Source organism: Pseudomonas sp. GW821-FHT09D08 (genome assembly GCF_059416305.1).
In genome coordinates, this window is the sequence record NZ_JBWKOX010000006.1 from 69307 (window position 1) to 82937 (window position 13631).

Annotated in this window: 10 protein-coding genes; 4 read left to right on the forward strand and 6 right to left on the reverse strand. The window is 62.3% G+C overall.

The window, feature by feature from the left end:
* Window positions 1–2 precede the first annotated feature (2 nt).
* Entirely contained in the window at window positions 3–854 is an 852-nt protein-coding gene (gene motA / locus AC07OP_RS13345) for a flagellar motor stator protein MotA (RefSeq protein ID WP_003171338.1), read from the reverse strand.
* 167 nt (window positions 855–1021) lie between these two features.
* Between motA and AC07OP_RS13350 the strand changes: the two genes are divergently transcribed.
* From AC07OP_RS13350 to asd, 3 genes are read left to right on the forward strand one after another with little or no spacing between them, the layout of a single operon-like run.
* On the forward strand, window positions 1022–2557 hold the full coding sequence (locus AC07OP_RS13350) for an HDOD domain-containing protein (protein ID WP_495101330.1): 1536 nt from the start codon (window positions 1022–1024) through the stop codon (window positions 2555–2557).
* A 58-nt stretch (window positions 2558–2615) separates the two neighbouring features.
* On the forward strand, window positions 2616–3431 hold the full coding sequence (locus AC07OP_RS13355; protein WP_027604911.1) for a rhodanese-like domain-containing protein: 816 nt from the start codon (window positions 2616–2618) through the stop codon (window positions 3429–3431).
* A 16-nt stretch (window positions 3432–3447) separates the two neighbouring features.
* Window positions 3448–4308, forward strand: coding sequence for an archaetidylserine decarboxylase (gene asd / locus AC07OP_RS13360; RefSeq protein WP_003171334.1), 861 nt, complete (start codon window positions 3448–3450; stop codon window positions 4306–4308).
* A 50-nt stretch (window positions 4309–4358) separates the two neighbouring features.
* Here asd and serB read toward each other — a convergent pair whose 3' ends face one another.
* Window positions 4359–5573 carry a phosphoserine phosphatase SerB gene (gene serB, locus AC07OP_RS13365; RefSeq protein ID WP_027604912.1) on the reverse strand — a complete coding sequence of 405 codons (1215 nt, stop codon included), beginning with the start codon at window positions 5571–5573 and terminating at the stop codon, window positions 4359–4361.
* Between the two features lie 133 nt (window positions 5574–5706).
* Here serB and AC07OP_RS13370 point away from each other — a divergent pair, with 133 nt between their 5' ends.
* On the forward strand, window positions 5707–7239 hold the full coding sequence (locus tag AC07OP_RS13370) for an AhpA/YtjB family protein (RefSeq protein ID WP_115486407.1): 1533 nt from the start codon (window positions 5707–5709) through the stop codon (window positions 7237–7239).
* Window positions 7240–7480: 241 nt separating this feature from the next.
* Here AC07OP_RS13370 and AC07OP_RS13375 read toward each other — a convergent pair whose 3' ends face one another.
* The 4 genes from AC07OP_RS13375 to parE all read right to left on the reverse strand — a co-directional run bounded on the left by AC07OP_RS13375 (window position 7481) and on the right by parE (window position 13602).
* Window positions 7481–8191, reverse strand: coding sequence for a PqiC family protein (locus tag AC07OP_RS13375; RefSeq protein WP_495101331.1), 711 nt, complete (start codon window positions 8189–8191; stop codon window positions 7481–7483).
* Window positions 8192–8364: 173 nt separating this feature from the next.
* Window positions 8365–10629, reverse strand: a complete 2265-nt coding sequence (gene parC, locus AC07OP_RS13380; RefSeq protein WP_495101332.1) for a DNA topoisomerase IV subunit A — start codon at window positions 10627–10629, stop codon at window positions 8365–8367.
* A 73-nt stretch (window positions 10630–10702) separates the two neighbouring features.
* On the reverse strand, window positions 10703–11698 hold the full coding sequence (locus AC07OP_RS13385; RefSeq protein WP_495101333.1) for an esterase-like activity of phytase family protein: 996 nt from the start codon (window positions 11696–11698) through the stop codon (window positions 10703–10705).
* Window positions 11698–13602 (reverse strand): DNA topoisomerase IV subunit B, encoded by a 1905-nt coding sequence (parE, locus tag AC07OP_RS13390; RefSeq protein WP_027604917.1) that lies wholly within the window; start codon window positions 13600–13602, stop codon window positions 11698–11700. The genes AC07OP_RS13385 and parE overlap by 1 nt, the downstream gene beginning before the upstream one ends.
* Between the last annotated feature and the right edge of the window lie 29 nt (window positions 13603–13631).

A 13631-nucleotide genomic window follows, 5' to 3' on the forward strand; every position in this document is an offset into this window, starting at 1 on the left:
GCTTAGCGACCGCGAACCGCTTGTTCCAGCTCGGCGAAACTTGGGCGATGCTTCGGGTACAGCACCTTGCGACCGAACTCCACCGCCAACGAAGGCGGCATGCCGGAAGCGGACGCCACCAGGCTGGCCTTGATCGATTCGTACAGGTTGATTTCTTCCTTGGCGTCGTGGGCCAGGGAGGTCGCCAGCGGGCCGAAGAAGCCGTAGGCCGCGAGAATACCGAAGAAGGTACCCACCAGCGCCGCACCTACGTGCATGCCGATAGCCGCCTGGTCACCTTCGCCCAGGGAGGCCATGGTTACCACGATACCCAGTACCGCCGCGACGATACCGAAGCCGGGCATGCCGTCGGCCACACCGGTCACGGCATGGGAAGGATGCTCCAATTCTTCCTTGAGGCTGAACAATTCCATGTCGAACAGGCCTTCAAGCTCATGGGGAGCCATGTTGCCGGAGGACATGATGCGCAGGTAGTCGCAGATGTAGGCGGTCATGCGCTCATCTTTGAGCACGGCCGGGTACTTGGCGAAAATCGGGCTGGCCGCGGCGTCTTCGATGTCGGCCTCGATGGCCATCATGCCTTCGCGGCGGCTCTTGTTGAGGATCTCGTAAACCAGGCCCAGCACTTCCAGGTAGAACGTGTGGGTGAAGCGCGAACCGAACATGCTCAGCGACTTCTTGATCACGTGCATGGTCATGTAGCCGGGGTTCGCCTGCAGGAAGGCACCCAGTGCCGCACCACCGATAATCATCACCTCGAAAGGCTGGATCAGTGCCGCAATTTTACCGTGGGACAGGACGTAGCCGCCGAGCACGCTCGCGAAGACGACGATAATGCCGATAATTTTAGCCATAGGAGATGAGTACTTGCGCCGTCGGGTTCATGGACATATTTGGGGGAACTGGAAAACTCTTGTTCTACTTATCGGCAAAACTGCGCCAGACTATAGCCCGTTAAGGCGAAAAGCCAGTTCGGCCCGCTCCGGGTGTGTTGACCGCAAGTGATGATCGCGCCCCAATCATGGCTAATGAAACGACAGTCCCAACTGCAAAACCTGCTTCTCTAGCCGCTTGGATCAAGCGCCTGGACGAAGTGCTGCTGCCTGTTCCACAGGCCAGCCATGACCGCGTGTGCAAAGCCATCCGCGATAGCCGCAGTTCGTTGCGAGATATTGCCGAGCTGATGCAAAACAGCCCGGCCCTCGTACTCAGCGTCATGCGCGAGGCCAACAGCCACACCCATGGCAGCCTGACGGCGCCAGCGGAAAACCTCGAAGTGGCGCTTAACCGCCTGGGCCTCAAACGCGCCGAGGAACTGCTGGCACGCCTGCCGTCGGTGCCGGCCCCTGAAATTCCCGTAGCGCTGCGCCAGTTGCTGCTGGTCAGCCAGCACGCCTCGCAACAAGCCAATGGATTGTTCGGCAGCCGCCTGGCGCGGCTGTGGCAGGACATTCATTGGGGCAGCCTGCTGTTTCTTTCACCGCTGTGGCCGATGGCCGTTGCCTACCCCAAGCTCCTGGAAGAATGGGAACTGCGGGTCATCCACAAGGGCGAGTCGGCACGCAAGGTCGAACAGGCATTGTTCGGCGTGCGCCTGCTGGACCTGTGCCTCGGCCTGACCGAGACCTGGCACCTGCCGATCTGGGTATCCCAGGGGTATACCTTGCTGCGGACCGAGCAGCGCTTGCTGGTCAAGGCCCTGCACATCGCCCGCGAAGACGACCCTCTTCGTCACCAGCAAATGCTCGACGCCGATCCCAACCTGCGCCGCTGGTTGAATCAGCCGGCCAATACCGTGCTGCTGGCCAACGGCCTGGCGATGTCGGCCCAGGAGTCCTGGACCTGCCCGCACACCCAGCGCTGGCAGTACCTCACCGCGTTGTACCTGCAACAGCCCCTGGGCGAGGTGCAGCAACAGGTGCACCAGCAAGCCGTCACCAGCGCTCGCAGCACCTTGATGCCCGACCTCTGGCACCCGGCGCTGTCGCTGATCTGGCCGTGGCATGTGCACAAGATTCATCGCGGCCTGCTGCCTGCACCACCGCCCACCGCCGAAGCCCTGGCTGTCTGGCGCAAGCGTTGTACCGAACTGCTGGTAGAGCCGAGCCGCTTTGCCAACGCCATGCATTTGACCACGTGCGCCAAGGAGGCCCTGGTGGCCAGCGGCATGCAGCGCGTCATGCTGTTCATGGCCGATCGTGCCCTGAGCACCTTGCGCGTACATCAGGCCGACGGCCTGCCGAAGGACGCCGCCAACCTGAGCCTGGATGTGGTCAACAGCACGCTGCTGCAGCGCCTGCTGGAAAAGTCCGCCCAGGTGCGCCTCACACCGGAAAACCACGCCCAGTTCTCGGCATTGCTGCCGCCGATCCTGCGCCGCCTGTTCACCGGCGAGCACCTGTTGTTGCGGTCCATGAGCTGCAACGGTCGCGTGGTGATGGTGATGGTCGCCGACCAGGGCGGCGGGCCGTTCTCGGAAACCACCGTGCAGGCCTTCGGTAAAACCGCCCAATGCATCGAGAAAGCCCTGCACAGCTTTACCAACCGCAGCGCTTGATGCTTGCGCTACAATCGCCGTCCTTTAATCGCCAACATTCGTGCCCAGGAGACCTCACATGCCTGACTTCTCTGGCTTGCCGCTGGTGATCGAATCCAGTGACCTGCTCGCTCAACTGGATGCCGAACACCTGATTCTGGTGGACCTCACCAGTGCCGCCCGCTACGCCGAAGGGCACATCCCCGGCGCGCACTTCGTTGACCCCAAGCGCACCCAACTGGGCCAGGCGCCGGCGCCCGGCCTGCTGCCCGGCAAGGCCGAGCTTGAGAAACTGTTCGGCGAACTGGGCCACACGCCCGACGCCACCTACGTGGTCTATGACGACGAAGGCGGTGGCTGGGCCGGGCGTTTCATCTGGATGCTCGATGTGATCGGCCACCAGAAATACCACTACCTGGATGGCGGCCTGCTGGCGTGGCTGGAAGGCAAGCACCCGCTCTCCACCGACGTGCCCGCCCCGGCCGGCGGCCCGGTCAGCCTTACGCTGCACGATGGCCCCACCGCCACCCGCGAATACCTGCAAAGCCGTCTTGGGGCTGCCGACCTGGGCATCTGGGATGCGCGTGGCCCGCTGGAATACTCCGGCGAGAAAGTCCTCGCGGCCAAAGGCGGCCACATCCCCGGCGCGGTGAATTTCGAGTGGACTGCCGGCATGGACAAGGCGCGCAACCTGCGCATTCGCCGCGACATGCCGCAGATCCTCGAAGACCTCGGGCTGACCAAAGACAAAGAAATCATCACCCACTGCCAGACTCATCATCGCTCTGGCTTCACCTACCTGGTGGCCAAGGCGCTCGGTTATCCGCGAGTCAAAGGTTATGCCGGTTCCTGGGGCGAATGGGGCAACCACCCCGACACCCCCGTCGAGATTTAAGGTTTAAGGACAGTCAATGAAAAAGCAGTTGTTTATCCTCAGCCAGTACCTGCTGCCGCACCACCTGCTGTCGCGGTTGGCCGGCTGCATCGCCGAGTGCCGCGTGCGCTGGTTCAAGAATGCCTTCACCACGTGGTTCGCCAAGCGCTATCAAGTGGACATGTCCCAGGCCCTGGTGGAAGACGTGACCGCTTACGAGCACTTCAACGCCTTCTTCACCCGCGCCCTGAAAGACGGTGCCCGCCCACTCGACCAGACCCCTGGCGCCGTATTGAGCCCAGCCGATGGCGCGGTCAGCCAGCTTGGCCCCATCGAACACGGTCGTGTGTTCCAGGCCAAAGGCCACAGCTTCAGCGTACTGGAACTGCTGGGCGGTGATGCAGCGGTCGCTGCGCCGTTCATGGGCGGCGATTTCGCCACCATCTACCTGTCGCCGAAGGACTACCACCGGGTGCATATGCCTCTGGCCGGTACCCTGCGTGAAATGGTCTACGTACCTGGGCGGATTTTCTCGGTGAACCAGACCACCGCCGAAAACGTGCCGGAGTTGTTCGCGCGTAACGAGCGCGTTGTCTGCCTGTTCGACACCGAACGCGGCCCGATGGCCGTGGTATTGGTCGGTGCGATGATTGTCGCGTCGATTGAAACCGTATGGGCCGGCCTGGTGACTCCGCCGAAGCGCGAGCTGAAAACCTTCCGCTATGACGAAGCTGCCCGCGCGCCGATTCACCTGGAGAAGGGTGCGGAATTGGGTCGCTTCAAGTTGGGCTCCACTGCGATCGTGCTGTTCGGGCCGGATCAGGTGAAGTGGGCTGAAGAACTGGTAGCGGGTTCGCCGGTGCAGATGGGCCAAGGCATCGCGTTACCTAAAGCCTGACGCCGAACCCAATGTGGGAGAGGGCTTGCCCCCCTCCCACATTTAGTCAGTTACAGCTGACCGTCGCGGTCGCGAAAGCCCAGCAGATACAGCACGCCATCCAACCCGAGGGTAGAAATCGCCTGCTTGGCCGATTGCTTGACCAATGGCTTGGCACGGAATGCCACACCCAAACCGGCAATGGCCAGCATCGGCAGGTCGTTGGCGCCGTCACCGACCGCAATGGTCTGCTCCAGACGCAAACCTTCCTTGTGGGCCAATTCCTTCAGCAGGTCCGCCTTGCGCTGCGCATCGACAATCGGCTCAACCGCGACGCCGGTCACCTTGCCATCCACCACTTCCAATTCGTTGGCGAACACATAGTCGATGCCCAGCTTGGCCTGCAATTGCTTGGCGAAGTAGGTGAAGCCACCCGACAGGATGGCGGTCTTGTAGCCCAGTCGCTTGAGTTCGGCAAACAGGGTTTCGGCGCCTTCGGTCAGGCGCAGCGACGCGCCGATGGAGTCCAGCACGCTGACATCCAGGCCCTTGAGCAAAGCCAGGCGCTCCTTGAAGCTGGCGCGAAAATCCAATTCCCCGGCCATGGCGCGCTCGGTGATTTCGGACACCTGCTCACCCACGCCGGCCGCCTTGGCCAGTTCGTCGATGACTTCGGCTTCGATCAGCGTGGAATCCATGTCGAACACCGCCAAGCGGCGGTTGCGACGGAACAGCGAATCTTCCTGGAAGGCGATATCGACATTCAGTTCCTGGGCCACGCTGAGGAATTCGGCGCGCAGGGCTTGCGGGTCGGCCGGCTCACCGCGCACGGAGAACTCAATGCAGCCCTTGCCCTTGTCGGCCGGGGTGTCCAATGGCATGCGCCCCGACAGACGGTCGATATGGTCGATGTTCAAACCATACTGCGCGGTAATGGAGCTGACGCGCTGCAGCTGTTCGGCGGTGACCTTGCGGGTCAGCAGCGTCACGATATGGCGCTTCTTGCCCTGGCCGGCCACCCACTGCTGGTAATCCGCTTCGGACACCGGGGTGAAACGCACCTGCTGATCGAGCTTATACGCCGTAAACAGGATGTCCTTGAGCACCGATGAGGCCTGCTCGGTGCTGGGGATTTCCACCAGGATGCCGAACGACAGCGTGTCGTGGATCACCGCCTGGCCGATGTCGAGAATGTTCACACCACCCTGGGCCAGAACGCCGGTAATGGCTGCGGTAAGACCTGGGCGGTCTTCACCAGTGATGTTAATCAGGACAATTTCGCGCAAGGCGCACCCCCAGGCTGGAAAAAAACCGCATTCTACCCACTTTCAGTGACCATCGGGCACAGCCAGCGCTTTGCCGGTCTTGGGCCTGTCGCTATACTGCGCGTCAACTTCACGGACCAAGAGCCGAGCTCAAGTGAACCGGCCCACGCCAGTAAAAACCGACAACTTCTTCCTGCTGATCTTCCGGGCACTGCGCCACCGCCGTGTACCGATCGCATTACGCATCGCCAGCCATAACGTGATCCTGGTCGCATTGGCCCTGGTGATCTACGCCTGCGTGATGGGTTTGCAATTCAAGCAGGCCATGCACGAGCAAGCCGACGCCCTGGGCGAGAGCCTGACTACGCAGACCGCCACTTCGGCGACTGAGCTGCTGGTGTCCAACGACATCCTCAGCCTCAACGTGCTGCTCAACAACCTGACCAAGAACCCGTTGGTGGCCCACGCCGCTATTTATAGCGTGGACAACCGCATCATGGCCGAAGCCGGGCAGCGCCCGAAAAACGGCCTGCTGGGCGAAGCCGAAGGCCTGTACCAGAGCAATATCACGTTTCAGGATGTGAAGGCCGGCCAACTGCGTATCAGCCTCGACATGCAGCAGTTCCAGCAGCCGATGACCATCAGCCTGCAAAGCATGGGCATCCTCAGCGCCATCCTGCTGGCATTGGCCCTGGCCCTGAGCCTGCGCCTGGGCCGGCATATCTCCACGCCGCTCATGCAACTGCGCATCTGGCTGCGGGACATCGACGAGCACACCCCGGCTACCGACCGCCAGGATGAAATCGGCGACCTTGCCCGCCAGCTGCACGCCAGCTTCGCCCCGGAACCGGTGGTGCCCGAGGTCGAGCCAGAGCCTGAATACGACGACACCGATTACGACGAAGAGCCCGAGTTCGAAGTGCGCAACCTGCGTGACCCGGGCTTCGACGAGCGTCCGCCGGTGGCGGGCCTCAAGCCTGCACCGCGCCATGCCTTCAAGGCCGAAGAAGACGAGCTGGACGATGAAGACCCCTTCGCCGACCTGCGCGATACGTCAGCCGACAGCCCCGCAATCGCCCCCAAGGCGGCGCCGGTACGCAGCAGCGAGCCGCAGTACAGCGCTGTGCTCGCCGTGCAATTGGGTGCCCAGGACCAATTACGTCGCCTGCCCCGCGCACGCCTGACCGAACTGCTGGAGCGCTACCGCGACTGCCTCGACCAGGCCGCCTCGCTGTACCAGAGCGAACTGCACACCCTCAACGACGGCAGCACGCTGATGCTGTTCCACAGCGAAGACAGCGGCGAAGACTACCTGACCAATGCGATTTGCTGTGGTGAGTTGCTGCGCGCCCTGGGCCATGAATTGCAGATCGAAGTCGCCGACAGCGGCATCACCCTGCAACTGCAACTGGGCCTCACCGTGGGCGACGACCTGTTCGGCATGAGCCAGATCGACCTGCTGCTGACTGAAAACGCCCAGGACGCACTGGCCTTGTCCCAGCACAGCCGCAACCTGCTGCTGGTGGAGCGCAAGATCAGTGAAGACACGCTGATCCGCCAACGCGCGCGTATCCGCCCGATTGCCAGCCCCGAGGGGGCAAGCTGCGTGGAGCGGTTGATGGAACCGTATCCATCGATGCTGGAGCGGCAGTTGGCGCGGATGCATGAGACCCGCACAAAGCCCTGAAGCACACCGCCGGACTAATGTCTCCTGTAGGAGCGAGCTTGCTCGCGAAAAACGTCAACGATAACGCGTTGTTCCTGAATGAACGCGGCGCCTGTGAGTTTTTCGCGAGCAAGCTCGCTCCTACAAAAAGCATTAGGGCTTGCCCCCTCCTACATTTGGATCTCAACAAGCCTCAAGTCAATCGCAGATAAGCAAAAAGGCCCGCTGAATCAGCGGGCCTTTTGCTTGTGTGGCATTCAGATCAGAACCTGAACACTTCCATATCCGTACGGATCGGCGTAGCCATCGGCATCTTCGGCTTTTGCGGCTCTGCCGGCTTGACCTGTACCGGGGCCGACTTACGGGGCGCCTCGGCGATGGGGGGCTGGTTGGCCAGGGGTTTTAGGGCCACCGACAACTGCTGCGCCAATTGCTGCAACAGCACGCCCTGGGCCTGAACCTGGGACGCGGTGGTGCCGGCGTGCTCTTCCTGCAGGTGCACGATGCGGTTATCACGCACCTGGCCGCGACGGTCGATCAAGCGCCATTGCGCATCGAGGATCGCCGGTTGCGATTTACCGGAGTCGAGCCGGGTAATGGTCAGCAACACCTGCACATCCGGGCTGAAGCCGGTGGGCGCAGGTGCCAGGACCACACGCTGGCTGTCCAACTGACCGGCCACCTGCCGTAACATCAACTGGTTGATGTCAGACGATAAACTGCCTGCCCAACGACCATCGGTGGAACCTTGCAGGCTTCCATCGTTCTGACGTTGCAGCAGGGTTTCGCGTTGCAGGTAGTCGGCGACGACCACCGGCCCGAGCAAAACGGCCATGCCAGCGGTCTGGGCTGGCTGAGCTGGACTTCCGCTGTCCAGCTGGTACAGCGACACAGGCTGGTGTGTGCTGCAACCCGCCAACCCCAAAAGGCCAGCGAGCATCAAAAATAGAGGAACGCGTGGAGCAGTCATCATCCCATCCAAGTGGCTGCCACAAGGCGAACCACAATGTAATACTAAAAATAACCTAAACACGCTCGGCCACGCCGGCGCTGGAAAGGCCATATCATCCGTGAATATGCGCCATGACTCCAGCGCCAAAGCGTCGATCTACGCTTTAAATCGTAGATCGAGGGCTCTAATACGCCTTAAACCGGCGTCTCCACCAGCAAAGCATCCACACGCTGGAAGCCGCGAGGCAGTTTATTACCGCGACGACCGCGCTCGCCCTTGTAGTGTTCGAGGTCGTCGGGGCGCAATGACAACGTGCGCTTGCCGGCCTGGAGCACCAGGGTGGAACCTTCCGGGATCACCGCGATGTCGGTCACGTACTCTTCGCGACTGGCCACCCGCTCGCCGGGAATACCAATAATCTTGTTGCCCTTGCCTTTGCCCAACTGCGGCAGATCGCTGATCTTGAACACCAGCAAGCGCCCTTCGGTGGTCACCGACGCCAGCCAGTTGCCTTCGCGGTCTTCCACCGGACGCGGCAGGATGACCTTGGCGTTGTTCGGCAGGCTCAACAATGCCTTGCCCGCCTTGTTCTTGGCCTGCAGGTCTTCACCCTTGACCACGAACCCGTAGCCCGCGTCGGAAGCGATCACATACAGCGAATCGTCATCCGGCAGCAGCACACATTCAAAATTCGCCCCAGGTGGCGGCGTCAGGCGACCGGTCAACGGCTCGCCCTGCCCCCGCGCCGATGGCAAGGTATGGGCCGGCACCGAATAACTGCGCCCGGTGGAGTCAATAAACACCGCAAACTGGTTGGAACGCCCGGCTGCAGCAGTTTTGAAGCCATCACCGGCCTTGTACGACAGGCCAGTGGCGTCAATATCATGCCCTTTGGCTGAACGAACCCAACCCTTTTCCGACAGAACGACGGTAATTTTCTCGTTCGGCAGCAGTTCGGTCTCTGTCAGCGCCTTGGCTTCGGCACGCTGCACGATTGGCGAACGGCGCTCGTCGCCATAGGTTTCGGCGTCCTTGATCAACTCGCTGCGCACCAGCTTCTTCAGCTTGGCTTCGCTGCCCAGCAGCGCTTGCAGCTTGGCTTGCTCCTTGAGCAGCGCGTCCTGTTCGTCGCGCAGCTTCATCTCTTCCAGGCGTGCCAACTGACGCAAGCGGGTGTCGAGGATGTAGTCGGCCTGGATCTCGCTCAGCTCGAAACGCGCGATCAGCTCGGCTTTCGGGTGCTCGGCGGTACGGATGATGTGGATCACTTCATCCAGGTTGAGGTAGGCAATCAGCAAGCCGTCCAACAGGTGCAGGCGGCGTTCGACTTTGTCGAGGCGGAACTGCAGGCGGCGGCGTACGGTTTGTATCCGGAACTCCAGCCACTCGACCAGCAGGTTGCGCAGGTTTTTCAACTGCGGCTTGCCGTCCAGGCCGATGATGTTGACGTTGACTCGGTAGCTGGACTCCAGGTCCGTGCTGGCAAACAGATGCTGCATCAGCACTTCGTGGTCGACCCGGCTGTTGGTCGGGATGATCACGATGCGGCAGGGGTTTTCGTGGTCGGACTCGTCACGCAGGTCAGCGACCTGGGGCAGTTTCGACGGCTTGGCCTGCATCAGCGCGGCAATCTGCTCCAGCACCTTGGCACCGGACACCTGGTGCGGCAGGGCGGTGACGATAATGTCGCCGTCTTCGATGTGATACACGGCACGCATGCGCACCGAGCCCTTGCCGGTTTCGTACATCTTCAGCAGGTCGGCGCGCGGTGTGATGATTTCCGCTTCGGTCGGGTAATCCGGGCCCTGGATATGCTCGCACAGCTGCTCGACCGTGGCCTTGGGCTCATCCAGCAAGCGTACGCAGGCGGTGGCGACTTCGCGCAGGTTATGCGGAGGTACGTCGGTGGCCATGCCGACCGCGATGCCGGTGGTGCCATTGAGCAGGATATTCGGCAAACGTGCGGGCAACACCAGGGGCTCGTCGAGAGTACCGTCAAAGTTCGGCCCCCAGTTCGCGGTACCCTGGCCCAGTTCGCTGAGCAGCACTTCCGAATAGCGCGACAGGCGCGCCTCGGTGTAACGCATGGCCGCGAAGGACTTGGGATCATCCGGCGCACCCCAGTTGCCCTGGCCGTCGACGAGGGTGTAGCGGTAGCTGAACGGCTGGGCCATCAGCACCATGGCTTCGTAGCACGCCGAATCGCCGTGGGGGTGGAACTTACCGAGCACGTCACCGACGGTACGCGCCGACTTCTTGTGCTTGGAATCGGCGTCCAGGCCCAACTCACTCATGGCGTAGATGATGCGCCGCTGTACGGGCTTGAGGCCGTCGCCGATATGCGGCAAGGCACGGTCCATGATCACGTACATGGAGTAGTTGAGGTAGGCATTTTCGGTGAAGTCAGCCAGCGACCGGCGTTCTACGCCATCTAAGCTGTCTGCGAGGATGTCACTCATGCGGGCCTCATCATTGTTTGGTAAGGCGCAGCGGAAATGCCGCCGCGCCGGATCGATTCAAAAAAGTAGCGGCTCATGGCTGGGCGCTCCAGCCGCCGGCGGGGGCGGCAAAACGATAGACCATGGGGCGTTTTTCCCCATCGGCGCGGGGGCCGAAATTATTGTCGATGCCCAGCCAGGCACCGTCTGCGTCCACCACCAGGGCTTCGGCCAGGCCATAGGGCTGGGCGTAACGCCGCTCGGGCGTCAGGGTTTCGTCGGCGAACGACCAGCACAGCTCGACCTTGGCCGTGACCGTGTCGCGCCGGCAGATCTGGAACGCATTGCGCTCCAGGGTAAACAGCTTGCCGTTGAACAGTGACAGATCGGCGAAATCCTTGGACACCGCCTTGGCACCGACGAACTTGGCCGGCTGCATCTCCTGGCCGGCCTCGCTCAGCAACACGCAAGGGCCGTCGCAATCCCACAGGCTTTGCGGGCGCTTGATCGAGATGAGGCCGCGCCGCTCACGCTCCGCAGCCAGCCAGAGCTGATTGCCCTCGGGGTTGACTGCCAGGCCTTCGAACAACGCATTGAAGTGCAGCAACATGCCACTGGCCCGGGCTTCACGCACCATGCCCGGGGCGATCTTCAACCATTCAGGCGCACCGTTCACCGGCACCTGCAGCACCGCCGCATGGGCTTCGCTGACAATGTAGCGATTGCCGGCGGCATCGCAGGTGATGCCTTCGAAATCCAGGTCGCCGCCGCGAATGAACGACGCAGCCTTGGTGCGTGAACGCAGCCCCCAGGGCAACCCGGATTCCGGCACCGGCGGTACATCGATGCTTACCGCTTCGGCTTGCCAGGTCGGCGCACGGGTATCGAGACGGTAGATCTGGTCGTCATCACGATCGGAAACCGTCCACAGCTCCTTGCCACACAGCGCCAGGCCCGACAGGTTCCCGCCGCGCATGCCGTCCACCGGGTGTTCGGACACCAGCTTAAGCTCAGCCACGGGCGCGGCGGCGACCTGAGTCGCCACCAGCCCGCTCAACATCAGGATCGCCAGGGCGAAACCTGTGCGCATCAGCCCAGGACCTCAGCCAGGTTGCCCTTGGATTCCAGCCAGGACTTGCGGTCCGGCGCGCGTTTCTTCGCCAGCAGCATGTCCATCATTTCCGAGGTGGCGGCGAAGTCTTCCAGGGTCAACTGCACCAGGCGCCGGGTGTTGGGGTCCATGGTGGTCTCACGCAGTTGCGGCGGGTTCATTTCACCCAGGCCCTTGAATCGCGTGACCTGCGGCTTGCCACGCTTCTTCTCGGCCACCAGGCGGTCGAGAATGCCATCGCGCTCGGCTTCGTCCAGGGCGTAGAAAATCTCCTTGCCCAGGTCGATCCGGTACAGCGGCGGCATGGCGACGTAGACGTGACCGGCATCCACCAACGGCCGGAAGTGCTGCACGAACAACGCGCACAGCAGGGTCGCGATGTGCAGGCCGTCGGAGTCGGCGTCGGCGAGGATGCAGATCTTGCCGTAGCGCAGCTGGCTCATGTCCGCCGCGCCTGGGTCGACGCCGATGGCCACGGCAATGTTGTGCACTTCCTGGCTGGCAAGGACTTCGCTGCCATCGACTTCCCAGGTATTGAGGATCTTGCCGCGCAACGGCAGGATCGCCTGGAACTCCTTGTCCCGCGCTTGCTTGGCGGAACCACCGGCGGAGTCACCTTCGACCAGGAACAGCTCGGAGCGCATCGGGTCCTGCCCGGCGCAATCGGCCAGCTTGCCCGGCAATGCCGGGCCCTGGGTAATACGCTTGCGCTCGACCTTCTTGCTGGCCTTGAGGCGACGGCCGGCGTTGTTGATCGCCAGTTCCGCCAGGGCCAGGCCCAGCTCCGGGTGCTCGTTGAGCCACAGGCTGAAGGCATCCTTGACCACACCGGAGACAAACGCCGCCGCTTCGCGGGACGACAGGCGCTCCTTGGTCTGGCCGGAGAACTGCGGTTCCTGCATTTTCATCGACAGCACGAACGCAATGCGCTCCCACACGTCTTCCGGCGCCAGCTTCACGCCACGGGGCAGCAGGCTGCGGTATTCACAGAATTCGCGCATGGCATCCAGCAGGCCCTGGCGCAAACCGTTGACGTGGGTGCCGCCCTGGGCGGTGGGGATCAGGTTGACATAGCTTTCCTGCACGCTGTCGCCGCCTTCGGGCAACCACAGCAGCGCCCAGTCGACGGCTTCCTTGTTGCCGGCCAGGCTGCCGCAGAACGGCTCGTTGGGCAGGCGTTCGAAATCACTGACGGAATCTTCCAGGTACGAACGCAGGCCGTCTTCGTAATGCCACTCGACTTTCTCGCCAGTGCCTTTGTCTTCAAAGGTCACCAGCAGGCCCGGGCACAATACGGCCTTGGCCTTGAGCACGTGTTTGAGGCGGCTGATGGAGAATTTCGGCGAATCGAAGTACTTAGGGTCCGGCGCGAAGTACACGCTGGTGCCGGTATTGCGCTTGCCGACGGTACCGATGACCTGCAGGTCGGTGGCTTTGTAGCCATCGGCGAAGGTCATCTCGTACTCGTTGCCGTCACGCTTGACCTTGACCCGCACCAGCGTGGACAGGGCGTTGACCACGGAAATACCCACACCGTGCAAGCCACCGGAGAACTGGTAGTTCTTGTTGGAGAACTTGCCGCCGGCGTGCAGCTTGGTGAGGATCAGCTCGACGCCCGACACGCCCTCTTCCGGGTGAATGTCCACCGGCATGCCGCGACCATCGTCGGACACTTCCAGGGAGTGGTCGGCGTGAAGAATGACGTGCACCGACTTGGCGTGCCCGGCCAAGGCTTCGTCGACGCTGTTGTCGATGACTTCCTGGGCAAGGTGGTTCGGCCGACTGGTGTCGGTGTACATGCCGGGGCGTTTGCGCACCGGGTCGAGGCCCGAGAGGACTTCGATGGCGTCGGCGTTATAAGAGCTAGCGCTGGGAGTGGCCATGGGGTCTCGTCGTGAGTCGTTCGATTAAA

Excerpts from the sequence above, each read along its gene's own strand:
- motA (WP_003171338.1), bottom strand. The coding sequence starts at position 854 with ATGGCTAAAATTATCGGCATTATCGTCGTCTTCGCGAGCGTGCTCGGC.
- AC07OP_RS13350 (WP_495101330.1), top strand. The coding sequence starts at position 1,022 with ATGGCTAATGAAACGACAGTCCCAACTGCAAAACCTGCTTCTCTAGCC.
- AC07OP_RS13355 (WP_027604911.1), top strand. The coding sequence starts at position 2,616 with ATGCCTGACTTCTCTGGCTTGCCGCTGGTGATCGAATCCAGTGACCTG.
- asd (WP_003171334.1), top strand. The coding sequence starts at position 3,448 with ATGAAAAAGCAGTTGTTTATCCTCAGCCAGTACCTGCTGCCGCACCAC.
- AC07OP_RS13375 (WP_495101331.1), bottom strand. The coding sequence starts at position 8,191 with ATGATGACTGCTCCACGCGTTCCTCTATTTTTGATGCTCGCTGGCCTT.
- parC (WP_495101332.1), bottom strand. The coding sequence starts at position 10,629 with ATGAGTGACATCCTCGCAGACAGCTTAGATGGCGTAGAACGCCGGTCG.
- AC07OP_RS13385 (WP_495101333.1), bottom strand. The coding sequence starts at position 11,698 with ATGCGCACAGGTTTCGCCCTGGCGATCCTGATGTTGAGCGGGCTGGTG.
- parE (WP_027604917.1), bottom strand. The coding sequence starts at position 13,602 with ATGGCCACTCCCAGCGCTAGCTCTTATAACGCCGACGCCATCGAAGTC.